The organism is Riemerella anatipestifer, assembly GCF_009663465.1.
GTDB classification, from domain to species: Bacteria; Bacteroidota; Bacteroidia; order Flavobacteriales; family Weeksellaceae; genus Riemerella; species Riemerella anatipestifer_C.
Genome location: NZ_QXHU01000002.1, coordinates 333,597 through 359,012 on the forward strand (window position 1 = coordinate 333,597; position 25,416 = coordinate 359,012).

Annotated in this window: 34 protein-coding genes; 7 read left to right on the forward strand and 27 right to left on the reverse strand. The window is 38.7% G+C overall.

Translation table 11 applies throughout. The annotated features are described in order from the left end of the window. The 12 genes from D1003_RS11070 to D1003_RS03920 form a co-directional block, all read right to left on the reverse strand. The coding region (locus tag D1003_RS11070) for a phage tail protein (protein WP_221410915.1) at positions 1-2,982 on the reverse strand (2,982 nt) is incomplete at its 3' end. Beyond that, positions 2,982-3,395: a hypothetical protein gene (locus D1003_RS03870; protein WP_014938808.1), complete on the reverse strand. Its 414-nt coding sequence runs from the start codon at positions 3,393-3,395 to the stop codon at positions 2,982-2,984. The genes D1003_RS03870 and D1003_RS11070, both read right to left, overlap by 1 nt. An 11-nt stretch (positions 3,396-3,406) precedes the next feature. Further along, positions 3,407-7,774, reverse strand: coding sequence for a hypothetical protein (locus D1003_RS03875; RefSeq protein WP_153935783.1), 4,368 nt, complete (start codon positions 7,772-7,774; stop codon positions 3,407-3,409). Between the two features lie 2 nt (positions 7,775-7,776). Further along, a complete protein-coding gene (locus D1003_RS03880; RefSeq protein WP_153935784.1) occupies positions 7,777-7,935 on the reverse strand; it encodes a hypothetical protein in 159 nt (52 codons plus the stop codon). A 59-nt stretch (positions 7,936-7,994) separates the two neighbouring features. After that, positions 7,995-8,468 carry a hypothetical protein gene (locus tag D1003_RS03885; protein WP_153935785.1) on the reverse strand — a complete coding sequence of 158 codons (474 nt, stop codon included), beginning with the start codon at positions 8,466-8,468 and terminating at the stop codon, positions 7,995-7,997. Then, the gene (locus D1003_RS03890; protein ID WP_049589134.1) at positions 8,468-8,941 is read right to left on the reverse strand and encodes a hypothetical protein; all 474 of its coding nucleotides are present in this window, start codon (positions 8,939-8,941) and stop codon (positions 8,468-8,470) included. The genes D1003_RS03885 and D1003_RS03890 overlap by 1 nt, the downstream gene beginning before the upstream one ends. A gap of 37 nt (positions 8,942-8,978) precedes the next feature. Next, entirely contained in the window at positions 8,979-9,512 is a 534-nt protein-coding gene (locus D1003_RS03895; RefSeq protein WP_260393311.1) for a hypothetical protein, read from the reverse strand. Positions 9,513-9,525: 13 nt separating this feature from the next. Then, positions 9,526-10,215, reverse strand: a complete 690-nt coding sequence (locus tag D1003_RS03900; RefSeq protein ID WP_153935786.1) for a DUF6808 domain-containing protein — start codon at positions 10,213-10,215, stop codon at positions 9,526-9,528. Then, the gene (locus D1003_RS03905) at positions 10,205-10,534 is read right to left on the reverse strand and encodes a hypothetical protein (protein WP_153935787.1); all 330 of its coding nucleotides are present in this window, start codon (positions 10,532-10,534) and stop codon (positions 10,205-10,207) included. Before D1003_RS03905 ends, D1003_RS03900 begins: the two co-directional genes overlap by 11 nt. Positions 10,535-10,536: 2 nt before the next feature. Continuing rightward, positions 10,537-10,986, reverse strand: coding sequence for an N-acetylmuramoyl-L-alanine amidase (locus tag D1003_RS03910; protein ID WP_153935788.1), 450 nt, complete (start codon positions 10,984-10,986; stop codon positions 10,537-10,539). Positions 10,987-11,050: 64 nt separating this feature from the next. Further along, complete coding sequence (locus D1003_RS03915) at positions 11,051-11,992, reverse strand: hypothetical protein (protein WP_153935789.1); 942 nt, start codon at positions 11,990-11,992, stop codon at positions 11,051-11,053. 30 nt (positions 11,993-12,022) lie between these two features. Further along, complete coding sequence (locus D1003_RS03920; RefSeq protein WP_153935790.1) at positions 12,023-12,952, reverse strand: HK97 family phage prohead protease; 930 nt, start codon at positions 12,950-12,952, stop codon at positions 12,023-12,025. A gap of 176 nt (positions 12,953-13,128) precedes the next feature. Between D1003_RS03920 and D1003_RS03925 the strand changes: the two genes are divergently transcribed. From D1003_RS03925 to D1003_RS03955, 7 genes are all read left to right on the forward strand, one after another. Further along, positions 13,129-13,593, forward strand: coding sequence for a helix-turn-helix transcriptional regulator (locus D1003_RS03925; protein ID WP_153935791.1), 465 nt, complete (start codon positions 13,129-13,131; stop codon positions 13,591-13,593). Positions 13,594-13,597: 4 nt separating this feature from the next. Continuing rightward, positions 13,598-15,112, forward strand: a complete 1,515-nt coding sequence (locus D1003_RS03930) for a hypothetical protein (protein ID WP_153935792.1) — start codon at positions 13,598-13,600, stop codon at positions 15,110-15,112. A gap of 18 nt (positions 15,113-15,130) precedes the next feature. Next, entirely contained in the window at positions 15,131-15,541 is a 411-nt protein-coding gene (locus D1003_RS03935) for a phage protein Gp36 family protein (protein ID WP_153935793.1), read from the forward strand. Next, a complete protein-coding gene (locus D1003_RS03940; protein WP_153935794.1) occupies positions 15,541-16,830 on the forward strand; it encodes a DUF935 family protein in 1,290 nt (429 codons plus the stop codon). The genes D1003_RS03935 and D1003_RS03940 overlap by 1 nt, the downstream gene beginning before the upstream one ends. 62 nt (positions 16,831-16,892) lie before the next feature. Next, complete coding sequence (locus D1003_RS03945) at positions 16,893-18,146, forward strand: phage minor head protein (protein ID WP_153935795.1); 1,254 nt, start codon at positions 16,893-16,895, stop codon at positions 18,144-18,146. A 109-nt stretch (positions 18,147-18,255) separates the two neighbouring features. Continuing rightward, positions 18,256-18,777 (forward strand): phage virion morphogenesis protein, encoded by a 522-nt coding sequence (locus D1003_RS03950; RefSeq protein ID WP_153935796.1) that lies wholly within the window; start codon positions 18,256-18,258, stop codon positions 18,775-18,777. Further along, complete coding sequence (locus D1003_RS03955) at positions 18,774-19,205, forward strand: hypothetical protein (protein ID WP_153935797.1); 432 nt, start codon at positions 18,774-18,776, stop codon at positions 19,203-19,205. Before D1003_RS03950 ends, D1003_RS03955 begins: the two co-directional genes overlap by 4 nt. Here the strand turns inward: D1003_RS03955 and D1003_RS03960 are convergent. The 15 genes from D1003_RS03960 to D1003_RS04030 form a co-directional block, all read right to left on the reverse strand. Next, entirely contained in the window at positions 19,129-19,455 is a 327-nt protein-coding gene (locus D1003_RS03960) for a hypothetical protein (RefSeq protein WP_153935798.1), read from the reverse strand. The genes D1003_RS03955 and D1003_RS03960 overlap by 77 nt on opposite strands. A gap of 52 nt (positions 19,456-19,507) precedes the next feature. Further along, positions 19,508-19,981: a hypothetical protein gene (locus D1003_RS03965; protein WP_153935799.1), complete on the reverse strand. Its 474-nt coding sequence runs from the start codon at positions 19,979-19,981 to the stop codon at positions 19,508-19,510. Between the two features lie 58 nt (positions 19,982-20,039). Further along, positions 20,040-20,162 (reverse strand): putative dsRNA-binding protein, encoded by a 123-nt coding sequence (locus D1003_RS11430; protein WP_409347763.1) that lies wholly within the window; start codon positions 20,160-20,162, stop codon positions 20,040-20,042. 111 nt (positions 20,163-20,273) lie between these two features. Beyond that, positions 20,274-20,561, reverse strand: a complete 288-nt coding sequence (locus D1003_RS03975; protein WP_153935800.1) for a hypothetical protein — start codon at positions 20,559-20,561, stop codon at positions 20,274-20,276. 6 nt (positions 20,562-20,567) lie between these two features. Beyond that, complete coding sequence (locus D1003_RS03980) at positions 20,568-21,008, reverse strand: hypothetical protein (protein WP_153935801.1); 441 nt, start codon at positions 21,006-21,008, stop codon at positions 20,568-20,570. Continuing rightward, positions 21,005-21,328, reverse strand: a complete 324-nt coding sequence (locus D1003_RS03985) for a hypothetical protein (RefSeq protein ID WP_153935802.1) — start codon at positions 21,326-21,328, stop codon at positions 21,005-21,007. Before D1003_RS03985 ends, D1003_RS03980 begins: the two co-directional genes overlap by 4 nt. A gap of 1 nt (position 21,329) precedes the next feature. Continuing rightward, positions 21,330-21,800 carry a hypothetical protein gene (locus tag D1003_RS03990; protein WP_153935803.1) on the reverse strand — a complete coding sequence of 157 codons (471 nt, stop codon included), beginning with the start codon at positions 21,798-21,800 and terminating at the stop codon, positions 21,330-21,332. A gap of 12 nt (positions 21,801-21,812) precedes the next feature. Next, a complete protein-coding gene (locus D1003_RS03995) occupies positions 21,813-22,010 on the reverse strand; it encodes a hypothetical protein (RefSeq protein ID WP_153935804.1) in 198 nt (65 codons plus the stop codon). Between the two features lie 2 nt (positions 22,011-22,012). Beyond that, a complete protein-coding gene (locus D1003_RS04000) occupies positions 22,013-22,192 on the reverse strand; it encodes a hypothetical protein (RefSeq protein ID WP_064970211.1) in 180 nt (59 codons plus the stop codon). A 69-nt stretch (positions 22,193-22,261) separates the two neighbouring features. Next, positions 22,262-22,612 carry a hypothetical protein gene (locus tag D1003_RS04005; RefSeq protein ID WP_153935805.1) on the reverse strand — a complete coding sequence of 117 codons (351 nt, stop codon included), beginning with the start codon at positions 22,610-22,612 and terminating at the stop codon, positions 22,262-22,264. Beyond that, positions 22,587-23,303 carry a DUF3164 family protein gene (locus tag D1003_RS04010; RefSeq protein ID WP_153935806.1) on the reverse strand — a complete coding sequence of 239 codons (717 nt, stop codon included), beginning with the start codon at positions 23,301-23,303 and terminating at the stop codon, positions 22,587-22,589. The genes D1003_RS04005 and D1003_RS04010 overlap by 26 nt, the downstream gene beginning before the upstream one ends. Continuing rightward, a complete protein-coding gene (locus D1003_RS04015) occupies positions 23,300-23,485 on the reverse strand; it encodes a hypothetical protein (protein WP_153935807.1) in 186 nt (61 codons plus the stop codon). Before D1003_RS04015 ends, D1003_RS04010 begins: the two co-directional genes overlap by 4 nt. A gap of 102 nt (positions 23,486-23,587) precedes the next feature. Beyond that, a complete protein-coding gene (locus D1003_RS04020; protein WP_153935808.1) occupies positions 23,588-23,881 on the reverse strand; it encodes a hypothetical protein in 294 nt (97 codons plus the stop codon). Between the two features lies 1 nt (position 23,882). After that, on the reverse strand, positions 23,883-24,512 hold the full coding sequence (locus D1003_RS04025) for a hypothetical protein (RefSeq protein ID WP_153935809.1): 630 nt from the start codon (positions 24,510-24,512) through the stop codon (positions 23,883-23,885). Next, positions 24,513-25,409 (reverse strand): ATP-binding protein, encoded by an 897-nt coding sequence (locus D1003_RS04030; protein ID WP_153935810.1) that lies wholly within the window; start codon positions 25,407-25,409, stop codon positions 24,513-24,515. Positions 25,410-25,416: the final 7 nt, after the last annotated feature.

Here is a 25,416-nt window from a genome sequence, read left to right on the forward strand (position 1 = left end):
GGTGTATGTTTTTGAAATACGCCCTTTAAAACTTTCTCCCAAGTTCAAGTATTTCCAACATCTCAAATACATTCTACTTCCGTCTTGAAATAAAAACGATGGTTCAAAACCTATTCTAACTCCAGAAGTTATATCCGAAACTTCTATATCTATTGAAATAGTGATTGTCTGCCCTTGTATTTTAGAAAAATCGTCTTCAAACTCATAGCTAAAATTATAATCTGAATGGGTAATCGTTTTCTTAGAATCTAATACTAAATTCCGACCCCCGATAATGATACTATTGATGGCATTATTTAATTCTGCCGAAGTCGCCCCTCCACCGTTACTCACTATTGCCGAAGCGTTTAATAGCTCTGTTTTAATGTAACCGCCTTGTATAATCGTGTCGCCCAACATCGCTTTTTCCACAGAGTTCTGCCACGCCATTGTGCCAAGATTATCTATTTGATTAACTTTTGACTTTACCGCTATTATTTCCTGCTCTATATCTTGCGGATTGGGTGTCCAATCCGTTGGTTTATTACCTTTTTCAATTTTCCAACATTTAATGACAAACTCTCCATTTGCAGGTGCCCAACCTAAATGAGGGTGTAATGATTTGGCTTTTTTCCAAGTTCCTGTATAGCTTAGAGGCTTGAATTCGGAGTTGTTTAATTCGCCTTTCAGATAAAAGTAGCCCATTCCATCTTTTAGATAAATAGTAGGCTTGCCATAGCCACTCAACCTTTTCACCCAAAAGGTAATAGTGAAGGCTTCGCCTTCTGTCATTTGCTCCTCCATTTCATCTGTTCTTGAATACCATCTTGTATGCCAATTGTTATTTGAAATTGAGCTAATAACCCTCAAGTATCCTTCTGAAGTTATATTACTGCTTATTCCGTCCGCCGATATGCCATTTAGAAAAATATTGGATTCTCTCACTAAATTTCTGCCTCCTACACTCACCGCATCTACCGCTTGTTGTATCGCAGGGCTATTACTCGCAAAAGTAACTTTCGCATTTATTTCTATACCGTCTTGTTTTAGGTCTATATAGTTACTACCGTTTGGGCTGGCTATTCGCCCTGTGCTTATTTCACCAGGAGTTATTTGTGTGTAGCCGTAGCTTGTTTTGATACGCCGAACGCCGTTAATAATTGAAGAAACTGAACCCGCAAGGAAAAAATAAAAAATAGGGTCGCTATCAAACATGATTTGTTGTTCGGTTACGACTATGGTTGCGTTAGAACCTATTTTGTCCGCCTTAATATAAATGAAGTTGAAATTATCACTAAATTGTGATGTTATATTTTCCGCTAAATTCCAAGTCCTCGGGGCATTTGGGTCTATCGTTAGATGCACCATTTGCCCCGCTGTATTGTGCAGGCGTTTATTGTCGCTTGTAAGATTTAGAGCGATGTTTGGAAGCGAAAACTGTTGCATCCTAGCTGTTACTGCTATCATTGGAGTTTCGATGCTCAATGGCTTAATCTTCTTTGGGTCTAAATGCCCCTCATTATCAAAGGTATTATTATTGATTTCTTCGGCAAACAACCAAGAACGGCGAGCCATTTCCTCATTGTATTTCTGTTGTTTTTTGATTGCCGTTTGGGCTTTTTCTTTTTCGATGTAATTTCTTACAATTTGAGTAATAGTCGCTTGTTCTGATATTTCAAAACTAATGTCGTAGGGATTATTGATGTTTCTAGTGATACTAATCACTCTAATATCATCATCTAATCCAAAATCTGAATCTTTAAACCGTATGGTATGCCCCAGCTTCAAATTGAAATTTATTTTTTTTAGATAGATGGGGTCGGGTTCTACGGCATAGATAAATCGCTGTTTACTGTTTTTATCCAAATATTCTTGTGCAGCAGCTTGTAGCTCTTGCTCGGCATTATCTACATAAGATTTAGGCATAGCAATGTCAATGATAATGTACTTATCGCCCACTTGCGGACGGAAAGTATCGCTTGGAATATCAAAAGACTTTTCATCTTGATTTTTTAGCAGTGTGAATGTTTTGGTTGCACTATCAAAACCGTACTCTTTAACCTCCAAAGTGTACCCTGCCAAATCGCCTGTTTGGAAAATAATTTTTGCCGATATACCCTTTTGTATTATAGTATTTCCGTATTCGTTATATTCGTTTAAATCAAAATCTAAAGTGCTATCCGAGAACTTTAAAGGGTTATCTGCATATACTTGTGTAACGGTGCCCACACGCTTTGGGTAAATATCCTCAAAAGGTTGTGTATGTTCTACAATCCCATATTTATCGGTGTTTTTTTCCAAAAAAGGCACTGGCATACGCAGGAACTTTTGCCCATTGCGATAGTTCTTCGGGATATTTCGGGAAGAACCTCTTGCATACAGACGAGTAACTAAGCTACTCTCTGTGTAAGGATTTCGGGTAATACCTTTCAGTCCTTTGCTTTTGCCATATTCCAAAGTGTAACCAGACACCTTTTTTCTTTCCTCTAAATGGATAGATTTGTCCTCATCTACCCAAAACTCTAATCCAAATTCCTCAGATATTTTGGTGAGTGCAGCTAAACAATTATACTCGCTAAAATCTACCGTTTTAGTTTCTGTACTGTCTATGTTCCCAACACTCCAGCCTGTTTGCGTTCGGTTGGCATTAGCCACTAAAAGCTCTACCATTTTTTGAGCGGTTGCTGTGATAGAAAATTCCGAAATATTAAGTTCGTTGTTTTCATCATAGAAAAAATATTGAACTTCAGCGAGGCGGTATTTTTCGCCATTGAAAACTAAGTTGTAAACATACTCCCGTGAACTTTTTTTATTAACCACAGGTTCTTGCGATATATAGTAAGTTTTGCCATAAACCTCCACGGCATCGCCTATGCGGAAAAGAACGAAATGAGGCAGGCTAAAATCCATCGTAACAGTCTCCTCGCCAAATAATTTTTCGACAACTGTACCTTTCGCTTTTATTGGTGCAACGGTGCTATTATTTCTCTTAATTATGAACATCAGAACAAAACTTTAAAGGTTAAATCAAATTTCACAAACACTTTTTCTACATTTTTAAGGCGTTTTAAAACTTTTTTAAAGTTTCCAGACTTTTTATAAAACACCTTGTAGGTTTGGTCGTGGTCAAATACATAGAGCGACAATTCCCCCTCTTTTTTCAACTCGGCAAATAGTGTGTTATAATACTGCCAAAACTGAACATTATCATCTGCTAAAATTGCCATTTTAAGCGTTACCTCTTTGTCTTTAAATTTAGGAGAAGAGAGGTCATAATCTCCGCCGTTTTCTTCTGCCCAATCATTCTCCATTACTTCTTTTCTTTCGGGAAAAGCGAGCAATTCCTCTGTGCCTGTCATAATGACCACGCCTATATTACTGAGAAGAATGTTGTTTAATTTATCTTTAAAATCCATTTTAAACTATTTTAAAACCCTAAACCTTTAGCATCGTTGCCGTTGCCTTTGATTGCTTTTTCTACCTTAGAAATACCCTCATCTATATCGTGCAGCTTCTCCGTATTTTCCGCTGTTTTTCTGGTGTTTCTTTCAATATTCATTTGTATTTCTATCAACTTTGATAGCTTTTCCAAACCGCTCGTACCGTTAGATTTCATCATTTTAACTATCTCTATCACATGAAGTCTTACGCCTGCGAAATGCCCCGAAAGAATATCTATACTTTCCTGTGAAGCCCCTTTTATGGCTCCTTGTAAAGAATTTAGACGCTCTTGGTCTTTAATAACACCAATACCTGCTTGGTTAAGTATTTCTACTTTTTGCCTTTGCTCTTCAACCATTGCCATATAAAGCTGATTAAATTGCTCTCTTTCTTCCGATGTAATTACGCCATCTTGTAACATTTCTTCCATTACTTCGTGTAGCTCCTGTGTTTTCTTTCTAAACACATCGGTTTCTAAACCTGCTAAAACGGCATTTCGTAAAAAGCCCTCAATATCGTCCGCAAAATCTGCAAAAGACTTTTTTCCCGAAGCTATGCCCTGTTTGATACTATCGGCTAGGCTGTCTGCAGTAGTACCTGTTATAGCTTCTCGGAGTTGTTTTTTTAGTTCTCTATCGGCTGCCTCAATTGAACCGTACTCATCTCGCAATTTTTTTAATTGCTCGTAGGCTGTTTTAGCATCACCTGTGAGCGGTTTTTCGGCATTGAGTTTTTCTAGCTTATCAAATATTTCATCTGTTAATTCTACTTCTCCAGGTTCAAATACTCTTATTTTTAAAGACCAACCTGCTATTTTGGCAATTTCTTTTTCTACCCATTTCCCTATCCCTAGTAGTTTTGCAACACTGCTAGTTTCTTCTACGGCTCTAGTTTTTCTACCAATACCTAGAAAACCACCGTATTTTTCCGTGTGCATACCTGTAACCGTTCTGGCATTCAAAAGTCTTTTAAAAACCGCTTCTTGGTCTTTTTTTATACTCGCTGCATTTTTGCGATGAGCTTCCATTTCCTCTCGGATATTCGTAACTCGGGATTTATAAAGGTCGTTGAGTTTGACTTCTTCTGCTACTCGCTTCCGTAATTCTGCATTGTAGTTGAGTTGCGACTGAAAAATCTCATCATGATATTTTTTAATTTGCTCTTGGGCTTTTCTTTCACTCTCTCGTGCTTTTGCACCAATAGAAAATATAGAGGTGATAGCTTTTATGGTTTTTGTAATTCCACCAACAATATCGCCCGAAGCAAACGATGCAGCAGCTCCCGCAACATCACTCGCTACATTAAGGAGTTCTCCCATGGTTTCTACCGTGTCGCCAAGTCCCTCATCATATTCTTTCAATGCTCCACCTAGCTCTGAAAAAGCTCCACCTAATTGCCCTGCAACTTCGGATACTTTCGCAAATTTCTTAGCGAGAATATCCTTTAATTTCATATTGACCTCTTCGAGTTGTTTCAGCTCATCGGATACATTGGTAATGCCCTTAGATTGTAAATCAGTAATGCGTTTGAGTATCGCTTCTTTTTCTTGCAACAGTACTTTTTCCTCTACGCCGACATCGGTGGTCGCTCTTACCGCTTTAGCTTTTTTAAGTTCGTTTTGCACAAACTCTTTTTGGGTAGAATCTAAATGGTCTCCTGCTTTCTCCAAATATTCCTCTAGAGAGGCTATTCTGCTATTTAGCTCTCTTCTAGTAATGCCCATCAGATTTTCAGAGAGGCGTTGCATGATAGTTTCTCTATCGTACGCCTCCGTATTCACAGCATCTAATGCTACCTTTTTCTGAAACTCCAGCTCTGCTAACTTAGCCTGTCTTACTTTCTCATCTGTAATTTGGGTCAATAGAACCTTATCTTGTTGATATTTCTTATCTATCGCTCGGCGTTTATCATCAAACGACAATAGGGAATTGTAAGCCTCTGCGTACTTTTGCTCCGCTTCTTTGTTTTTGTCTTTGTCGTAGGACTGCTTTTCGCCTTGTAGTTTTTCTAATTTCTGCAATTGCTCAGGAGTAAGAGCATCGCCCAACGCCTTTATTTTTTCTATTTCCGCATCTAGCAAAGCACCGTAATTTTCAAATGCCAACAATTCATTTTGATAGCGTTTGTCTGCCTCTTCTTTGCCTACTTTGGTTTTAAACACCTCGTAAGCTGCGAACAATTCTTTTTGCTCTTCTAGTTCTTTGAAAAATTGCTCATTGGCGTGTTTCTCGGTTACGCTTTTGCTTTCTGATTTTTCGAGGTTATCAATACGCATGATGTCCATTGCTCCAAGTTTTGCTTTTTTCGCTTCGGCTCTAAGTTTGGCGTATTTATCTTGTATGTCTGCCAATTCTTTATCCGTGGCTATCATACGGGACTTTTGATAGTCCCTTTCAGCTTGGGCAATACTTGCTAGAGCCGCCTTTCTCGCCTCTGCTTCTTGTCTTGCCAATTGCTCTGCTTTTTTAGCGGCAGCTTCGGCTTGTCTTTGCCTTTTGTCTGCTTGTTTTTTAGCCTCGTCGTTTCGTTCTTTTTCCTTTTCTGCTAAAAGCATATTTCTCTGATGAATAAGCTCTGCCTCTTCCTTAGAACCTTTATCAACGAGCCTTAGTTGGGCTTTGATAGATTTTTCTCTTCTGTCATACTGTTTTTTGCCTGTTAAGTGTTCTATTCTTTCGGTTTCCCTGTCGTAGATTTCCAAACTTTTTTTAAGGTGAGCATCTTTCTTCTCTTGCTCCGATGCACTCAAACTATCCTGTTTGGCATTATTATAAGCATTTTTCGCATTATTAAACACATTCAAAGCTTCATTTACTGCTCCTTTAATATCTAATTTGAACAACTTTTTTAAGGTGTTCCAGACCGTTTCATATAGAGATAAATAAGCATTCAAAAATCCCATAACATGGGCTTTCACTTCGTCTACTTTATCGCCAAAACCTTTAAGTACTGGAAAAGATTTTTTAATACTCGCCGTTACTTTATCCCAGTTTGCAACCAGCGAAGCTAGGAGGACGATTATTAAACCTATCCCTGTACTCGCCAAAGCTATACGAAAAATTTTCAAAGCACCTGTACTGCTCCCAACTACTGCTGTGTATAAACCTTGGGCTTTCGTCTGTGCCATAGTAGCAAGACTATCAGACTTTTTTAGTTCTGCTTGTATCTGCTGTAATGACTGAAGGGCAGACATTGCAGCGGTAATTTTCATAATACTTTGCTCTACTTCTTCGTTTTCTGCACCAAATAAGGCAGCTGTACTTTGAGCTAAAGAATACCCCGAAGCTACAGCAGAGGTCGCCCTTATCAAAGTGTCTAAACTGCTTGTAGTAGAAGCAGAAGAGTTAATCTCTTGATTAGTCAATTGAATTGCAGACCGCACCTCTGTGGCTCTATCTCTCAACTCTGCATATTCCTGTGAGTTTTGCTGTCCCGCCATGCGGAGGCGTGCCATAGATTGCACCAAGTTTTCCAGCTCCGTTTGGAGATTGACCGTCTTTTCTTTGTTTTCCTCTAACTTGTTCCCGAAGTCATCAAAGCCCTCTTTTCCTGCATTTTTCAGTTTTTTGATGCTGTTTTCTAAATTCTCAATATTTTTATTGAGAATTTTAATCGCCTCGGGGTCGGTTTCGGATTTCAATTGGTCTTGAAACGCTTTCAATGCATCGGTCATTTGGTCGATGCTGTTACCTGCCGTGTCGTACGATTGCGGCAACCTACCCAGCATTTGGTTTGCAGTCGCAATGTCTTTCTCTAAATCTTTGAACGCCTGAGAACCGCTGTCCATGGTTCCCATTTTCGCCGAGATAAAATCTATCACAACGCCGAGCTGTTCCATTTCGTCGTTAGCGGTGTTAATTTCCTTGCTTAGAACTTCCAACTCTTCGGGAGAAGCAAACGAGGGTGTGAATATTTTATCCGAAATTTGGTCTAATAATCGCTCAGCCTCTTGTAGCTTTTGGTTGGCTTTTTCCATTTCGGCAGTATCAATCAATGTAGCTTTATTATTTGCCGATTCTAATATAGAATTGATAGCCTGCTGGGCTTGTTGCAATTGATAATTATAAACACCGAGTTGCGTAGGGTCAAAAGTATTAGCGACTTGACCTTTCAAATAGTCTATCGTTTCAGCGTGGCGTTGGAGGGCTTTCGTTTGAGCATCTGTGAGCTCTGCATTTTTTGACAATGCCCCAGAAGCGGATAGTTGAGTATTGATATACTCTTTGAATTTAGATTGAGCATTATCCACACTTTTCGTCTGCTCCTGAGCCGCCTTAACCATCTTTGCAAATTCTTCAAAGACGGTACTATTATTCACGGTAAAATCTAACTTGATAGGTTCTAAATCGCTCATCGTTATTCTGTTTCTATTTCTTCCGCTCCCAGCCACTCGGCGAGCTCGTTAATGTTTTTTAATTTCTTGGGTTCTTTTTTCTTATATTGAACCTTTGGAGCGTCCATAAGCATCATGTTTAATTCAGCAAAAGTGCTTTGCAGGACTTCTTTTTTACTCATATTCAGCTTGTGGCAACAATAGCCTACAAACCCAAAAACGCTATGAAAGCTGTCGCTTATTAACTCGTTTTCTCCGTCGGACTCAGGTTCATCGGCTTCGTTATCCTCGTTTCCTGTATTAACCTGATAGTATTCGTAAAATCATGCACGCCCGAAAAGGCAACTAAAAGACTAAACAAATAGGACATTTCCTCTGTATTGATGGTTTGGCGTAATCGCTTGGCTAATCTGCGAACTTTCCAATTGATTTTCGTTTCATTTTGGATAGCCATCGCCACGATTTCCGTGATGCGTACGCCGTGATTGGATAGAATTTCTAACGCTTTTTGCATAGAAATTTCGTCTTCTTTGAGGAAAATACCCGTTTGCAAAAAAACCTCTGATATAGCCAACTGACTTTCCAAACAAGGCGTTTTTAGCGTTAGTTTGATTTGCTTTTTGCCAAACAACCTAAGAAAAAAAGGAGCGGGGAGCATTAACTCCACGCCCCTTTTTAATAATAGTTTAGCTGCTTTAATTTCTGTTAATTCCATTACGAAGGTTGTTTGATTGAAATTTTTGCTAATGGTTTAAAGGTAATTTCAAGTAATGCGACTTCTTTTTTCTTTAGTTTTAGGTTTAGTCGTGCAAAAACCTGTGTCTTAGGGCATTTGATGAGATGTCCCGTGTCTGCTTCGATTTGTAATGCTTTGAAAATTGCGGTATTGTCGCCCTCTTTCCATTCGCCCGATAATACAGTACCCCCTTTTACGGATTTGATAAATTCAGCCGTATAGTCGTAGGTACTTACTTTAATATCTCGCTTTCCTTTCTCTTGAAACACAACAATAGGTTCATCGCTTTGGTCGCAAAATTCTTCAGACAAAGAGCCTTCTTCTTCCGTCATCTCAAAGCTATCTCTATAAGTTTTAAACGCCGTGAGAGCATTGTCCTGTGGCATTGTAGTTTCGTTTACTACATCTCCAATTTTGATAGTCTTAAGACCATATAATGCTTTTTCTGCCATGTTATTAGTTTTAAATGATTTTTAAATAGTTTTTAAATTAGTCTTCTACTGAAGCTCTTAACTTTTCAAGCCCAATATTATGCGGGGCTTTCTTCCCGTGCTTGGCTTCATATTTAGCCATTAGCTCTGCTCTTTCCTGTTCTTCGGTTTTAGTTGCCGTGTCTTTGGTATTATCTAAACCCGTATCCTGCGTTGCTTTATCGCTATTTTCAGATTTAGTATCTTCTCCCTTATCTTCCGTTTGGTCTTTGGTATTATCTAAATCCGTATCCTGCGGTGCGTTGTCGTCCAAATTTTCCTCATCTAAAATTTTTGGAATATCCGTCGGTTCAACATCAATTTTTACAATTTCAGACGGCTGACTAAGGTCTTTTCGCTGGAAGTAATGCACCTTTTTATCCGTTAGGGAAGTCGCTTGGTTTTCCGCCTTTTCAAGTTCTTTAAAACCTTGCAAATCTGAGGTAATATAAACTTCTTCTAACTCGGGATAATTTTTAAAAATCTTTTCTGCCTCTGCTTTTGCAAATTCGGCAATACTTGATGCGATTGTGATTGATTTTAATTTGCTCACGATGTTTATTTTTTTAAAAGTTTATTAAATTATAATTGATACCTAGCCCTATGACGGGCGTAGTCTTGAATATCCCATTATTTATGGATATTCCGTAGCCAGCATGTACGCCTAGCCCCCAGCGAGGTAAGGGCTGTCCCCTAATGCGGTAGCTTTTCAGTCCATTAATCTGTACTCTCGGGTCATCAGAAAAAACATCTATGTAGTAGTTGGTTTTCCCGAATAGCCATTTTCGGTCTTTGTAGCGGGCTTCATTCAGCCTAATATTGTATCTGAAATCTACACTATCCGTCTGCGGATAATAGTTTAGATTTAGGTATTTATCATTATGGCTTAAAATCTTATCTCCATTAGGCTGAGTAAACTCACGCAGTTGCAAGCGAGCCACTAGTTCGGCATTTATCTTACTTACTTGGTCTATCTTCTTGATAGACATTTTAAGTGCTTGCTCTAGGCTATCTGCGTAGGTTTTGCCGATAGCGAGTTGTTTCTCATTCGTGGTTTCCACTACTTTCTCTTTGAATACCGTGTGCTTAACGCTGTCTCGGTAGTAGTGGTTTATGATTTCATTTTTATACGAATGCTCTATAAGCTCCGAAATTTGTTGCTCTTGTTTGCCAATTGCCCGTTCTCTTTGAATGTGTAAAAACACACTAAAACCAAGGAGTAGAGATAAAATGATGATAAAAATTTTACTTTTCATATTTGTAAATTTTGTTGATTAGCGGTTCTGTATTTTCTCTCATTAGGCTGTCTTTTTTCTGTAAACGCCTATTTTCTTTTTTATAAAAAATCATCTCTTCATAAAAGAAAATGCGTTTGTTTCGCTCTTTTAAAATGGTGTCGTATAGCCGTGAAATTCGCTCTTGGCAGTTTTCGTCTTTGTCTTCCTTTCGGGAATACAACACACCGATTACACTTCCAAAAATTAAGAGTAAGCCTATCAAAAGTCCTATCACAACCGCTTTAGGGTCTTTCCGTATATCCTCTTGGTCAAATGGTTGCGGTAGGTGCGTTTTCATAATTAAAAATTGATTTCTTTAAGCCACTTTCTTGTGTCAAAGCTGGGGCATTCTTTCGTCCACTCGTGAGGGGAGATAATGCCGTCGCCATTCAAATCAGGCGATAAATCCCGATGTCCCAAAATTTCTGCGGTTGGAAATTTCGCTTGTAGCTCTCGCAAAAGTTTTACCTGCGAGGCTTTCTGTTGTAAGGTTCTATTATCTAGTGCCTTTCCTTTTTCCACACCACCGATATATGCAATATGAACACTATATCGGTTATGCCCTTTTACCCCATTAGTAATGGTATTTAAATCCGCAAGCTGGACGATTTCGCCGTCGGGTTTTATGATATAATGATACCCGACATTTTTCCACCCAAGTTTTTCTCTCCAAAAGCGTTTAATGCTTTCAGTGGTGGTTGTTTGAGAGGTCGCCGTACAATGCAGAACGATATACTTAATAGTTCTCATAGGTTATTAGTTTTTAAGATGCAGGGACTATGGGAATAATCCCTGCAATTAGTTTTGGTTAGTTTTATGCGTTAGCTTGTTTTAGTACCGCAACGCCTTCAAAATCCTTTCTCTTGGCTCTTCCTCCCATTCTCACAAGGAACGAGTAAATATCGCCGTAGTATTGAGGGTCTTTCTCTCTGTCAAAAGTCTCCAAGTCTCCAAAGACTTTCTCTACCATGTTTTTGTTCCAAAAAATAGCGGCTTCAGAATCGGTGTTATTTACCACAGAGCCAAACCCTTTAAATTCTTTTCCTTCAGTCATTGTGAACACGGACGAGCGAACAAGTATGTTAAAACCTTGTGCCTTATAAATAACCCCCTCTCTGCGTTCTTGCTCTGTAACCATCTGCATATAAGTAGCGGTTACAGGACTATCTGCGGGGAAGATGTCGAGTATGGCATTAGCTGGTAGCAAGGCTAACATTTGTCCTTCTTGCCACGCTTTTTGAGACCGTATAAAGTTTTGCATTCTTTGTAAGTCCGTTAATGTCCATTTTTTTCGATTTCCAGTGGCTCCCTCTAATAATACAGAGGTTGCTGCACCTGTGGTTTCTAAAATATTTTTTTGTGGGAGGGCTTTATTGTCGCCGATAGGAGAGACTACCATATTCGTCAGCATACCCTCTGCGACTTCTTCCGATAAGTTCGCAATATCTTGGTCTAATATTGAGCGTCTCTTGTCGTAAGAAAGTTCCACGGTCTCCGCATGCGGAATGTAAATTGGGTCGGTAGTGTATTCGTCTATTTTATAAAGAACTTCTCCGTCCGTTCTTTTCTTCACTTCTGCTGGGAGAGTGGTTCTGTTTTTAACTACCTTAGATGGAGCTCCCGCTTGTGGTATGTGTACTATCTTTCCGTTAATAATATTACTATCCGAAACATCGGATATATGATTGAGGAAGCTATTATCCTGCTTTAACTTCTCCTCAATGGTTGATTTCCAAATTTCTTTTTCTAGTCCCATGGTTATTGGTTTTAATGGTTATTGTTTCAGTTACTTGCCGAATTGCCTCTTTTTGCGTTCAGCGAAATAGTCAGGATAATCGGCTTTTAGCGTGGCTAAATGGTTGCCTCTATCTAACTCGTCCCAACTCATTTTATCAAATGCAGCTAGTTTTTCCTCATCGCCTTGTAGTTGCTCAGACACCGATTTTCGTTTTGGTAAGGCTTTAAGTAAAGCCATCGCCGAGTCGTGAGCCATTTCTAAAATCGGAGCTTTTCCTGCCTCGTCCAGTCTGCCGTCCTTTACAGCTTGCTCTACCTCGGCGGTTAAAAGAGCTTTTTTCCTGTCGCTCTCCGCTTTCTTCAAGGCTTCATTTTCAGCTTTGAGAGTTGCTTTTTCGTTTTCCGAGGCTGTGAGTTTTGCCTCAATTGCTTTCACGGCACCAATGATTGCCGTTTCATCTGCGTTTACATCTAATTGCAGATAGGATTTTAATTTGTTCATAGGTTTATTTTTAAATGAATTAGTGTTTTGTGCCGATAGGCATATTTGTTTTATTTGTCTTTCAGATAGAATTTCTCCTTGCTTGTTATAAAGTGTGATTGCAGCGGAGTTAGACGGAACAGCACAAATAGAGGCTTCTAATAATTCACACTCTGTAACTGTTAAAACGCCATCTTCCATTACGAGATTATCGGGGTCAAATGAAATACCCATAGAACAGGCTTTTAGTATGCCCTTTTCTACTTTTCTGACGACTTCTTTACCCTCTGCATCTTCCGTATCAAACTGAGGTTTAGCAGTTAATAAATGCCCTTGTTTCTCTGTATCTACCCAATTCCCTAATACATCTTTTGTGTTGTTGCTATGATTATTTAGACATACTGGGTTGCTTAAAAATCGGTCTAATTTTATCCCAGCGGTTTTTACTCTAAATCCGTAGGAATTGGTTACTCGTTCGTCATTTAGTATAAATTTCATCTGCCTGTTTCTTTTGGTTTTCGGGGCAAAATTGGAGTAAGAAAAAGGCTCTGAAAAGCTGGCGTTTTATGGTACTGTTAAATTCGGGGTATCATACCCTAAAAATTAGGGTATCATAAATTAACAGCTTTAGAAACTACCTTTAATGGAGGAATTTTGCCATAAAACTAATCGCTATGGCAAAGAAAGGGAGGCTCTCTAACAAGGAAAGAGAGCAAAAAAAAGAATATGCTAAAATCTTGTTTTTACAAGAAAAGAACATCACCATAAAAGACCTCGCTGAGCGTGTCGGAGTGTCTGTCAATACGCTCTCAGAATGGATAAAAGCCGAGAAATGGGAAGGGCTGAGAAGAAATATTTTGCTTACCCGACAAGAGCAACTCGTGCAAATGCAAGACGAGCTGGCAGAGCTCAACGCTTTTATAAAAAAGCAAGACGAGGGATTTCGTTTTGCTGACTTCAAAACGGCTCAAATCCGAAATCAACTCATTAAAAATATTAAGGATTTAGAAACTAAGGCACTACTTCCCGAGATTATTAACGCCTTAACTCAGTTCTTGGATTTTGTTCGCACGGAAAACCTCGAAGATGCCCAGCTGTTAGCTGACTATACAGACACTTTTATAAAATCAAAACTCTAACGCTATGCTAACAACCAAAAGATTAACTCCAGAGGATAGAAAAGCGTTAGAATTTTGGCAACAGTACTATACCAATCTTCGCCAAAAAGCCAGCGTGGACTTATCCGAAAATGCCAGCGACATCGAGAGGCGAAAAAAACGCTTAGAAGCCAATCCCGAAGAGTGGTTCAAATACTATTTCCATAAGTATTACAAATGCGAACCTGCGGAATTTCACAAAGCCAGTACCAAGCGTATCACAGAAAACACTGAGTGGTATGAAGTGCGTGCGTGGTCGCGGGAACTTGCCAAGTCGGCAAGGGCGATGATGGAGTTTACCTATTTAGCATTGACTGGTAAAAAGAAATTTATCATCATCGCATCAGCTACCAATGAATCTGCCGTTCGTCTTTTAAAACCTTTTAAAAGTGCTTTTGAAAACAATAGCAGAATTATTCACGATTACGGCATACAACAAAATCACGGGCATTGGCGAGAAGACCAATTCACCATAAAAAAAGGAGCAATGTTCATCGCCGTTGGGGCGGGTAACGCACCCCGTGGAGCGAGAAATGAGGATATACGCCCCGATGCAATTATCGTGGACGACTTCGACACGGACGAAGACTGCCGAAACCCCGATACCGTAGATAAAAAATGGGCTTGGTTTGAAAAAGCATTGTATGCAACCCGTTCCGTTTCAGAACCCTTGACGGTACTATTTAATGGAAACATCATTGCTGACTATTGCTGCATCAAAAAAGCCATAGAAATGGCAGACCATGCCGATATTATCAATATTAGAGATGAAAACGGAAAATCTACTTGGCCAGCGAAAAACAGTGAGGAACATATTGACCGTGTCTTATCCAAAATATCTGCCCAAGCGGTGCAAGGCGAATATTTTAACAATCCTATCAATCTTGGAAAAGTATTCAAGGAGCTGAAATATGGCAAAATTCAACCGCTTAAAAAGTATAAATTTCTTGTTTCCTATACCGACCCTTCCTATAAGAAAAACGGCGACTACAAGGCGACGGCTTTGGTTGGAAAATACAAAGACGAATATCATATAATAGATATGTTTTGCCAAAAAACCTCCACCGCAAAGATGCTGGAGCATTTGTATGAAACAAACAAAAAAACGGCAAATTCAGGCGTTTCAGTCTATTATTATATAGAATATCCGTGGATAGACGACACTCTGAAAAGGGAGATGAAAAAGGCGAATAAACGCTATAATATTACGCTACCACTCAAAGCGGACGAACGCAAAAAGCCAGAGAAGTTTTATCGTATTGAAAGCAACCTCGAGCCACTCAACCGCAACGGAAAGCTCATTTTTAATGAAGAGTTAAAAGGGCGAGAGGATATGAAAGAAGCGGAATTTCAATTTTTAGCCTTGTCGCCAAAGAGCAGGGCTAACGACGACGCTCCCGATTGTTGCGAAGGTGGTGTGTGGATAATTAACCACAAGAACATACAAGGCGACCACCGCCCGAAAGCGCACGAGAAGCCGACCAATAAAAAACGATACTAACCCCTAAACGCAAAGACTATGTACATAGAAATAGAAGAATTAAAAACACATTGCCACGAGACAGAACTCCGAGCGATTATCCACGACGACGAAACCATCGCCTTGGCGTGTATTGATATGGCGATTGAGTTTGCCACAACCAAACTGATGAAAGACTATAATGTCAGCGAGATTTTCGCTAAAACAGGAAATGAACGCAATCCGCTTTTAGTGAAGATAGTAAAGGACATTGCTGTTTGGGAATTGATAGGACTTTCCAACCCCAACATAGACTATGCAGATAAAAAATTCCGCTACGAACAAGCGGCTAATTGGCTGAATGCCGTCTATAAAGGTATGCCCGCCAACCTCCCAAAACTGGAAGAAACCGAAGACAAAGTAAAAGCATTCAGCTATCACTCAAACCCACCAAGACAAAACCACTACTAATGAAAAAGAAAAAAACGAATAACCAAAACCAAGGGCTAAAAATTAGCCAAGTCTTAGTCGTGAAGCCCGAAAGACACAGTCCGCTTGATATTCAAAATTGGATTTCCGCACTTTCACAGGCGTATAGAGGAAAGCGACAACGCCTCGTTGAATTATACAATAACTTATTGCTGGACGGCGTGTTGTACGAAGCGATGGACAAACGATTACGAGCCATTACCAATGCCAACCTCACTTTCCAAAAAGATGGAAAGGAAGTAGAGGAAATGTGGGACTTTATGGACACGCCCGAATTTGAAAACCTTTTGCGTGAAATATTGTTGTCTAAGTTTTACGGAAAGTCCGTAATTGAGTTGGATTTTTCCAACGGCTTCAAAATTGAAAGCATAGACCGAAGGCATTTAGACACCTTAAATAAAAAGATACTAAAAGACACTTCGAGCGATGAGGGGATTCCGTATGAAAACGACGATTTTATTTTAAATGTTGGGAACGATAGAGATTTAGGGATTTTTGCTCGCACCGCTCCTTACGCCATTTTTAAGAGAAACGGCGGGGCAGATTACGCCCAATTTTGTGAGCTGTTTGGCATTCCTCAACTCATCGGGAAGTATGACCCCGATGATGAGAACGGACAAAGAGAAATGGAGGAAGCTTTCCAAAAAAGAGGCTCCGCAGGAAGTATGACCATGTCCAAAAATTCCGAAGTTGATACGATTAACACCAGCCAATCTAATGGGGCAGTGCATAGGGAATTTTTAGACCATTGGGATAAACAAATTCTAATCAGTACCCAAGGGCAAACAATGACCACAACCGACGGTACTTCGTTAGCACAAGCCAAAGTACACGGCGAAACAGAAAACGATTTACAAAAAGCCGATAAAATATTTGTTCGCAGATTTCTCAATCAAGAGTTAAAGCCAAGACTTGAAAAACGAGGTTATCCCGTGGCGGGCGGTTTCTTCAATTTCATAGAGGAAAAAAGGGAAATGACGGCAAAGGAAAAAATGGAACTTGCCGAGAAAGTACACAATCTTACAACCGACGGCGTGGACGATGATTATTTCTATGAAGAATTTGGTTTGCCAAGAGGCAAGAAAACAAAAGCTGAATCTCAAGAACCCAACACCGAAGATGTGGAAGAAAGCAAGGAAACAGAAGAACCCAACAAGGAAAACAAAGTTGGGCAACCCAAACACAAAACACCTAAAAAGAAAAAAGTACAAGCCAAAGAGTTAAGCCTTTTTGAAAAGCTAAAGGATTTTTTCGCCCACGCTCCTCGTTAGACTTCTATCTATACGAGGAGCTGGACTGGCAACAATTAGAACAAGACTATCATAGTTGTTGTGTGCATTTGTCGCACAACAACGACCAGCCCGATTGGGCGGATTTGTTGGCTAAGGATTGGCTGGACACCATTAGAGGTATTTACAAAGAAAAAACACCTCCAAAAGACGGCTTTTCTACAGAAATAGTAAAAAAGACTGGTAAAGAACTATCCACGGCGGTAGATAAAGGTTATATATTTAAAGGCGTAGATTACGACACTCCAGACTACATCGCTCGAGAGGTACTAAAGCAGAATGTTTGGAAATTCTCGGTCGCAAAAAATTACAACGACTGCATTCGTCTTAATAATTTATTGCTTCGTCCCGACGGAAGCATACGCCCATGGCACGAATTTAAGCGAGAGGCGATGATGATAGTCGGAATGTCTAATCGCTATCTAAAAACAGAATACGACACGATTGTTGCAGGGGCGATGATGAGCCGTAAATGGCAGGAAATCCAACGGGATAAGCATATTTTTCCTTTTGTAAAATTTGTGGTAACCATGGACGACCACACTTCCGAAATATGCACACCTCTAAGCGGTGTAATAGTTAGCGTGGACGACCCTTTTTTACAGCAATATTTCCCGCCGAATCATTTCAACTGCCGAACCGATGTGATTAAACTAAGAAATGCTGAGCCAACGCCACAGCGTTTATTGCCTTACATTGATATTCCAAAAGCATTTTTGAATAATGTGGGTGCTACGGGCGAAATTTTCACAGAAGAAAATAGATACATTGCAAATACGCCCGAAGAAGTTTTAGAGAAAGGTATTGATTTTATGTATTTAGAAAGATACTCAAATGTTGAGTTTAAAAAAGTGTATTTAGGAAAAGGAATGCTCCATTTATTTACCAACGGAAGTCAAACAAAACAAGAGTTTTCTAAAAACAAAAACGCTTTATCTGTACTGGTTGAAAAAGGAAAAAACTATAAGATGCTACCAATAATAGATGACGGTGCAACAAACCCTGATGCTTTCAATTATGAAAAACTTGTTTTTTCTGATATTAAAGTAGCGATTACAGATAATGGAAAAAATGCTTTACAAAACGGATTGAAAGAAGCAAGTAAACAAGGAGCAGCAGAATTGATACTACATCTTACAGTGCCACCTAAAAGTTATATAGAAATGTATAAGGCTTTGAGATTAAGTTTAATTGAACAAAGAAATAAAAATGTAAAATACATTACTATTATTTTTCCTAACAAACAGGTAAAAGAGTATGATTTGCTTAGTATAAAGAAAAAGCTAAAACTCAAATAAGTTTTAGCTTTAATAGGGGTTCAGGCTTATAGGGCTCAGCTGTCCCGTCCTCAACCAGTATTGCAAATATACAAAAAAAATTAAAACAACTTTAAAACCATTTTAAAAGATGACCACTGAAGAATACTTTGAGCAATTACAGGGGCGAGTAGCTCAAACTTTGCGAGAACTTCCACCAATTATCGGCGAGGAAGTGGTGCATTTTGCACAGGATAATTTCGACCGTCAAAGCTACAATGGCGATGCGTGGCAAAAACGAAAAAATCCCACTAAATGGGGAAAAAGAGACGAAGAAGGGCGAGCTTTACTCGTCAAAACTGCAAAACTAAGGCGGAGTATTCGGATTGGACAAGTGTGGGAAGATAAAGTAAGGGTGGTCGCAGGTGGGGCTGATGTTCCTTATGCTAAGGCTCATAATGAGGGATTTTCGGGAGCAGTAGAACAAAAAGTTAATCCCTTTCTAAGACGAGGTAAGAAAGGCGAACCTATCGCTGTAAAAGGGCATACTCGAACTATTTATCAAAACATACCGAAACGCCAATTTATAGGCGATGAAGACAGTTCGGCTGAGCTTCGCTTTAGAATTAAAAACACAATAACTATCGAACTCAAAAAAATATTCAATAAATGAAAAAACTTTACAACAAACTATTCGAACTACTCAAAGAAATCCCCGAATTGAAATATATAGATTTGAACTTCGGGCAAATAATGGAAGAAAAACCGCCTTTGGCATACCCTGCCGTGCTTATCAATATAGGTGTCAATAGCACAGATACCTTTCACGATATTTTCCAGCAATTCAATGCAGAGTTTACGCTCTCTCTTGTTGTGAAAGCAGGCGATACCAACTCGCTTACCGAAGAGAACAGGAGAGAGCAAGCAATGGCTTATTTGGATTTGTCGGAAAAAATTTACAATAAACTACAAGGCTATGAGGACGGGCATTTTGAAACCTTTACTTTTCAAAGTGCCTCCGAGCCTAATTTGAGAAAAGGTCTAAAGATAGTTGCTTTGCGTTATTCCTGCGGTTGGAAGCAGGAAGTTGCCAAACCATAAAAGGATAAACTTGTTTGAGTTCCGTAATGGTTGTCTTTTGCATTTCTAGACGATTGATGTATTCGGTATGTTCCGAAATAAGGTCGCAAATGCGACTTTCGGAAAGGTCAAACTCAGGGATTAAGTTTTCTAAACAACGAGAGAATTTTAACCCCAACAAATAGGAATAATAGTAGAACCGTGCCGCCAACTTCTCGTTGCGATAGCGGATAAGTTCTGTATTTCTACCCTTATTTGCTAAACCTCTCATACTCGCAAAAATACAAAAACCCCAGCTATATTACAAGCTGGGGTTTGTTGGGTTATTTCATTTTATAAATACATCGTATTCTTTCTCTTAAAACTTCTGCTTTATCCAAATCCATTTTTTCTTCAAAAATTCCAATCTTGTATTTTTTTATAATTTTATTAGAAAGTATAGAAACATCTTTCGCTGATAACTTTACAAATGCAGAATAATCGAAATTATAATCTATTCCTGTGCTAACATCAATTTTTGTATTGGGTCTTGACCATTTTGTTCCATCCGTAAATATAATGTAGGCTCCCTCTAAATCATCAAAAAATGTACTACTTGAGGAGTATAAATATAAATAATAAGTACTTATGTTTTTGTAAATGTTTTTTTGAATGGACACAAATCTGTTTTCATAATCCATCGTGGTTGCAGATTTTTTACCAGTGAAATCATCTACAATTAAATCTATATCACAGTTTTGCCCCAAAGCAACCCCACTAAATAAGGATAGACACGCAAATAATAAGATTTTTCTCATAACGATTAAATTAAGCCCAAAAATAAAAAAAACGTTTGGGAGTTCCAAGCGTTTTACTTTACCTCAATTTTGCTAAGGCTTTTTTAGCAGCTTTTTGTTTTGCTGCCTTTTGGTTTTCTGCGGAGGCTATGAATACCCTCCCGTTGGGGAGTTTTATCTCTACCGTACATGGTAGGGCAATGGTCTGGACCCTCTTTTTTTACAACTCTTGTTTCAATACTTTCTCTAAAAATTTTTTGGCATGTTTCTGCCAATTTCACAATTGGATTTGTCATAATAATTTAATATTTAGTTAATAAAATTCTTTTAAATGCTTTTTAAACTCTTTTTCAAAGATTTTTAAATATAAATTGTCTTTGCTTTGTTTTTCGCCCTTTTTGGTAGCGGTTAAGGTTTGCTCCTCAAAGGGTGGTTCATCTATTAAAAAGCCTTGCTCCGCAGGCTTTCTGTAGATATAAGGCTTTATTTCATAGCCTCGTTTTTCTAAAAAATCTATTATTTTTGTTTGTGGTACATTTATAGACATTCCTATTTCCACAAACCATGGCTCTGTATATGAACGCTTATATATTTTTACCATAACTATTTATATTTTATCCGCCAACCAGTATTTTTGGTTGAGGAAGGTTGAAGGGTACGGCATCGCCGTTTTATCTATCTTTTTCGTTTCTTTGAATTTTGGAATGTAAAGAAGCACCTCTATTTTGTCTGCTTCGGACAATGCATTCCACGCTTTTTGGGTGGTAGCTATTTTGCCCTTTTTGTAGCCGTAGAGGTTCCAGAAAACCTCAAACCTTAAGTCTTTGGGCATTTCTAGGTAATCAAAGTCAGGGTCTTTCTCTTCCATTTTTTTTATAAAAGCTACCTCCGTGCGTAGCTTGTTGGCGTGTCTTAAGACTATGTTTATATCAACCTCCGTCCACCGAGCTTCGGACATTTCAACCGCTCTTAGCAAACCGAAAGTTCTATCATATGAAAGAATTATTTTTCTTTCGCTTTTTTTGTGGATTATAATGTACTGATTCATAAGGCTTGTGTTTTTTGATGAACTTCATTTTTAAGTTGGTCTATTTTTATAAATTGGTCGGGAGAAAGTTGAGACGAGGATAAAATGACTTCTAATAATTCATAGAACACTACGGCAGAGTGTTTATACAGCTCTACCGTTGAAGTATTAGATTGGGTAAAGTACTTTTTTGTTAAAATATCTCTAATCTCTATTATTAGTGATTTTTCAATTCTTTTTATAAACGCCGTTTCTCCTATTAGAGTTAAAATATACGGATTAACAAAAGCTTTGTTGAGCAACAATATAGTTTCTCTATCTATCTTTAGCTTTAATTTCATTTTAATTCAAATTTTTAATTTTATCAGCCTTATTCCAATAGGCTTTATTACCAAATTTTTCGGAGGCTTTTCTATTATTATCTGCCAGCTTATGAAGTTGGCTAAGAAGAACCTTCAGCTCTTCGGCTGAATGAAAAGCCAAAGGTTTTTTATAAACACTCCGTTCCAACATCCAGCGGTTCAGATGCCCGAAAGGATTGGGCTTTGCACCTTTTTCCGTTATTTCTAATAACGGCTCATTCGGGCGGTGTATGCCCTCTGCTTCCAAAATGGATAGGCAGGTGCTTATCAGCTTGGTTTTGCTCTTTTTGATACCCTCTAAGGCATTGCAGAGGTCTATCAACTCTTGTCTATTTAATTCTCTACTGCTAGAGGTTCTGCCATTCGTGAACTCGTAGATGACCTCGTGCCTTTCGTCTGTAGTAAACCCTTTTTTGGAGAATAATGTTTGGAGTTTCTTTATTGTTGCCATAGTATTTATTTTTTATTGGTTCAAATAATGGTTCCAGTCTATGAAGGCGGATAATCCAAAAATAATTGCCACTATCGTGTTTAAAATTTCTAAAAATTCCTCTTGTTCAATATTTATATCCATTCTATAACAGCGGTCTAATTTTTCCCTATTAGCCATTGCTCTGAAAAGAAACACGGTGGAGATTATTCCAAGTAAAATGTTTAGCATAGTTATAACCCTCTTTTTAATTCTTCTAAATTTTCCTTTAAGTTTTTTATATGAAAAAACATAGAGGCTTTGTTTCCTCTCGTCATTCTCATCATTAGTCTGTTTTCCAAGATTTCTAATTTTTCGCTCACAACATCAATCTTCATGATGTTGATAGCTTTTTTTGTTATTTTTTTCGCCATACTTTCTTTTTTGTTCCGCTCGGGGGCTTGAACCCCGAAGCCTGCCAGTGCGGAAAGTGAGTATATCTCTTAAGGTTTGTCCTGTATTTCTCTAAACCAACACTCATAGCTCTCGTTTGTTCCATCCTCATAATAAACCATGAGGATAGGTTTCGCCCAATCAGAAATCCTATAAGCATCATAACTAAAGAAGGTTTTTCCGTCAAATATCACGGTGTGGTTTTCTCTGAAATCGCCGTCTAATCCAAGTTTCGCCTCTTTTATTTTTTTTCCATTCTCTATTAGGTGTGTGATTATTTTGGTGGCTTTCGCCTCGTCCACCTCCATGAAAAAACCTACACTTTGCTCTATGCAATTAGAGCCATCCAAAAAGGATATGCTTTTAGGCGTGTAATTATTTTTTATCGGTTGATAGCTCATTTTTATTTGTTTTTTGGTTATAGTCCTCATGTACTGGAAACAATGCCTCTATATCCGTCCCCTCGGGGAAGTCCACTGCCGAAATAGACAGCGGAATATTAACCTTTTTACCTTGGGCATCGGTATAGCTGGCGTCAATAAAGAACGCCGAGCGTTGCGGTTTATACGACTGGCGGATAATGTTTACCGCATCGGTAAAATTCAAGTCGTTAAATTCTTCTGCCAGTTTAGTAAGTTCTAAAACCCTTGATGCTTTTAGATTACCTTTTGCGTCTTTTTTTAATAGTTGGTTCACGGCGTGAACGAGCTTTCCTGTGGCTTCGTCTTTTGCAAGAGAGGAAATAAACTCCCTTACTTTGTCTATTCCAGCGGTAACAGTATCGTCCCAACCGTCAATTATCCTAAAGCCGTAAGTAATGGTGTTCCCCTTGTCATCGCTGAAAGTATGGCTCTGCTGTGTGTCCTTCACATCGTAAGCCTTAGCCTTCAAATCTAGTAAGGTTTTTAGATTCTCGAAAGCAAACAATTTTACTTTGCTAATGGTTTGGCTTAACGCCCTTAGCGATGCCACTATTTGGGGAAGTTCTTGGCTTACTATCTCCTTGTAAGCCTTTCTGTCTTCCGCTTTTTCTTGGTTTCTGCGGTCTAGCTCCGCTTGTAGCTCCTCCGCTGTTAGGTTTGATAGGTTCATATCGTATTATTTTTAATAATTAGTTCTTTTAATTGTTTTTTGCGAAAAAGGAGTTCCTCGTGGATTTTAACCCACTCCTCCTCATAACTTTCATCTTCGAGCCTTCGTTTAAGCTCGGCGATGATTTCTTTGAGTTCCTCCTCCGTCGGGGGGAAAAACTCATTTCCTATACTTTCTTGCATTTGTTCTGTTTTTTGCGTTGGTTTTCTAAATCCTTTGCCTTTTTCAAGGCTTCTTTAGCAGCTTGTTTCCGCTCGTAAGCCCTGAATTCAAACTGATAGTTATTAAAGGCCTTCATTTTCTAATGGGTTGGGATATTTTTCTCTGTATTTATCTATCGGTAGCCATTGCATATTTTCTAAGTCTTCTACATAAAGGACAACATCGTCCTTCATGTATTTCATTGTGGGAGCTTGCCATTTGTTCCTGTGGATGCAGGCTCCAACTTTCAGTATTCTTTCCGTGGGTGGAAAATCTTGTCCTCTGCCAGATAGATAGCAGTGGAGTATCAATCTGTCTCCCCAATTAAGACCTCCGTAAAGAGTATCGAAAGCGAGTATGTCTGCTATTTTTTTCATATTACTGGTTTTTTATTTTGATTCCGTGATAAAGCATGGCTTTTTCGTCGTCTATCATTAGCTCTCCGCTTACACCACGCCCTTTGAAAATTGCTTTTTGACCTACGATTTGTATTATGGTTTTGCTTAGTTTTTTCCATAGGCGTCCCTCTGCGGTGTCAGGTTGTCCTCTTTCTGCGTGGCTAATAAAGATGATGAGCTTATCTTCATTTTTTCTATAAAAGTCTAGTACCCTTTTTTTGTTAATTTCATCTTTGTAAACTGTGATATTGTCTATCACAACTATTTTAGGGCATTGCCTTTTAGCAAGCCTTTCTTCTACATCTTCAAAAGGGGCATACTCCGCCAATTTTATCTTAGGTGTATTACCATCTATTCCTCTTTTCGCCATTAGGTTCACGAAGTGAAGACTTACGCCCTCCTCAGCACTTATGTAAAGTACTTTACCAAATTTGGTAAGGTAATCCGCCAGCATTATGGCAAATGTAGTTTTACCTTGTTTTTCAGTTCCATATAATAACCATGCACCTGTGGTTTCGGGGTTTTGATAAAAAACCTCTTTCCAAATGCCGTCAAATTCAAAAGTTTTGAATTTTTTTAAATAGGCTTGTTTTACGCTTATTGTTCTCATCTAGGCTGCTTGTTTAGTTCTGATTAGTGTTTCTAAATATCTAAGGCTTTTAACTTTGTCATCTTTCTTTGTAAAGCATTGTCTTACTATTGCGTTTACATTTGATTTGTCTTGAAGATTGGCAACGGCTACATCTCTCAAAAGTTTGTCGTAGAAGTCCATTTTCTGAACTTTGTCATCGGGCGTAATACCTCTAAATTCAGCAGAAAAGCGGTCAAATATTTCTCGGTAGCCTACTTTCTCATTATTGATACCTCTTTTTATTTTAGCTCTTAAACCGTCTGCCCCTATCATATACCAGCCACATCTGCCCGTAGTACCGTTTACTAAACCTTTAAGCTCTAAAAAAGCGGCGTAATCCAAATCGCCAGCCTCATCTATGCAGATAAACACTTTTCCAAGGGCATTGATGTAGTATTTTAGGTTTTCCAGTATTTCAGAATAAGTACCTGTGGTTCCGCTCCCTAATTCTCTTGCCAGTGCTTTGATGAACAAACGCTTGCTTTTGTATTGGCTCGCATCTACATAAAAAGCGTTTTTCATTTTAGAAATAAGAATTTTAGCACAATAGGTTTTCCCTATACCGCAATCGTCAACTAATATAAGGGACTTTGCATTTTCTTGACAAAAACGGAAATCGTCCTGCAGTTCCAAATACACATCAGTCTCTACCGCTTTCCACGTGTTTTTACCAAGTTTTACTTGCAGTTTTCTGCCGATGTTTAGCCATTGAGAAGGAGACAAAAGCCCCTCTATTTCGCCATTTTTTAGACGGCTAAATACAGAGCCACTCATACCTAAAGTTTTAGCATAAGCCTGTGCACTACCGCCGTAGCGTTCTCTATCTTTTAGCATCGCCTCTACGATAGCCTCTTTTAGTTCTTTTGAAATTTCCATATATCTG

Bases quoted from the DNA above. Each gene is read 5' to 3' on its own strand.
- D1003_RS03870 (WP_014938808.1), bottom strand. From the start codon at position 3,395: ATGGATTTTAAAGATAAATTAAACAACATTCTTCTCAGTAATATAGGC.
- D1003_RS03875 (WP_153935783.1), bottom strand. From the start codon at position 7,774: ATGAGCGATTTAGAACCTATCAAGTTAGATTTTACCGTGAATAATAGT.
- D1003_RS03880 (WP_153935784.1), bottom strand. From the start codon at position 7,935: ATGAGTAAAAAAGAAGTCCTGCAAAGCACTTTTGCTGAATTAAACATG.
- D1003_RS03885 (WP_153935785.1), bottom strand. From the start codon at position 8,468: ATGGAATTAACAGAAATTAAAGCAGCTAAACTATTATTAAAAAGGGGC.
- D1003_RS03890 (WP_049589134.1), bottom strand. From the start codon at position 8,941: ATGGCAGAAAAAGCATTATATGGTCTTAAGACTATCAAAATTGGAGAT.
- D1003_RS03900 (WP_153935786.1), bottom strand. From the start codon at position 10,215: ATGAAAAGTAAAATTTTTATCATCATTTTATCTCTACTCCTTGGTTTT.
- D1003_RS03905 (WP_153935787.1), bottom strand. From the start codon at position 10,534: ATGAAAACGCACCTACCGCAACCATTTGACCAAGAGGATATACGGAAA.
- D1003_RS03910 (WP_153935788.1), bottom strand. From the start codon at position 10,986: ATGAGAACTATTAAGTATATCGTTCTGCATTGTACGGCGACCTCTCAA.
- D1003_RS03915 (WP_153935789.1), bottom strand. From the start codon at position 11,992: ATGGGACTAGAAAAAGAAATTTGGAAATCAACCATTGAGGAGAAGTTA.
- D1003_RS03920 (WP_153935790.1), bottom strand. From the start codon at position 12,952: ATGAAATTTATACTAAATGACGAACGAGTAACCAATTCCTACGGATTT.
- D1003_RS03925 (WP_153935791.1), top strand. From the start codon at position 13,129: ATGGCAAAGAAAGGGAGGCTCTCTAACAAGGAAAGAGAGCAAAAAAAA.
- D1003_RS03930 (WP_153935792.1), top strand. From the start codon at position 13,598: ATGCTAACAACCAAAAGATTAACTCCAGAGGATAGAAAAGCGTTAGAA.
- D1003_RS03935 (WP_153935793.1), top strand. From the start codon at position 15,131: ATGTACATAGAAATAGAAGAATTAAAAACACATTGCCACGAGACAGAA.
- D1003_RS03940 (WP_153935794.1), top strand. From the start codon at position 15,541: ATGAAAAAGAAAAAAACGAATAACCAAAACCAAGGGCTAAAAATTAGC.
- D1003_RS03950 (WP_153935796.1), top strand. From the start codon at position 18,256: ATGACCACTGAAGAATACTTTGAGCAATTACAGGGGCGAGTAGCTCAA.
- D1003_RS03955 (WP_153935797.1), top strand. From the start codon at position 18,774: ATGAAAAAACTTTACAACAAACTATTCGAACTACTCAAAGAAATCCCC.
- D1003_RS03960 (WP_153935798.1), bottom strand. From the start codon at position 19,455: ATGAGAGGTTTAGCAAATAAGGGTAGAAATACAGAACTTATCCGCTAT.
- D1003_RS03965 (WP_153935799.1), bottom strand. From the start codon at position 19,981: ATGAGAAAAATCTTATTATTTGCGTGTCTATCCTTATTTAGTGGGGTT.
- D1003_RS03975 (WP_153935800.1), bottom strand. From the start codon at position 20,561: ATGGTAAAAATATATAAGCGTTCATATACAGAGCCATGGTTTGTGGAA.
- D1003_RS03980 (WP_153935801.1), bottom strand. From the start codon at position 21,008: ATGAATCAGTACATTATAATCCACAAAAAAAGCGAAAGAAAAATAATT.
- D1003_RS03985 (WP_153935802.1), bottom strand. From the start codon at position 21,328: ATGAAATTAAAGCTAAAGATAGATAGAGAAACTATATTGTTGCTCAAC.
- D1003_RS03990 (WP_153935803.1), bottom strand. From the start codon at position 21,800: ATGGCAACAATAAAGAAACTCCAAACATTATTCTCCAAAAAAGGGTTT.
- D1003_RS03995 (WP_153935804.1), bottom strand. From the start codon at position 22,010: ATGCTAAACATTTTACTTGGAATAATCTCCACCGTGTTTCTTTTCAGA.
- D1003_RS04000 (WP_064970211.1), bottom strand. From the start codon at position 22,192: ATGGCGAAAAAAATAACAAAAAAAGCTATCAACATCATGAAGATTGAT.
- D1003_RS04005 (WP_153935805.1), bottom strand. From the start codon at position 22,612: ATGAGCTATCAACCGATAAAAAATAATTACACGCCTAAAAGCATATCC.
- D1003_RS04010 (WP_153935806.1), bottom strand. From the start codon at position 23,303: ATGAACCTATCAAACCTAACAGCGGAGGAGCTACAAGCGGAGCTAGAC.
- D1003_RS04015 (WP_153935807.1), bottom strand. From the start codon at position 23,485: ATGCAAGAAAGTATAGGAAATGAGTTTTTCCCCCCGACGGAGGAGGAA.
- D1003_RS04020 (WP_153935808.1), bottom strand. From the start codon at position 23,881: ATGAAAAAAATAGCAGACATACTCGCTTTCGATACTCTTTACGGAGGT.
- D1003_RS04025 (WP_153935809.1), bottom strand. From the start codon at position 24,512: ATGAGAACAATAAGCGTAAAACAAGCCTATTTAAAAAAATTCAAAACT.
- D1003_RS04030 (WP_153935810.1), bottom strand. From the start codon at position 25,409: ATGGAAATTTCAAAAGAACTAAAAGAGGCTATCGTAGAGGCGATGCTA.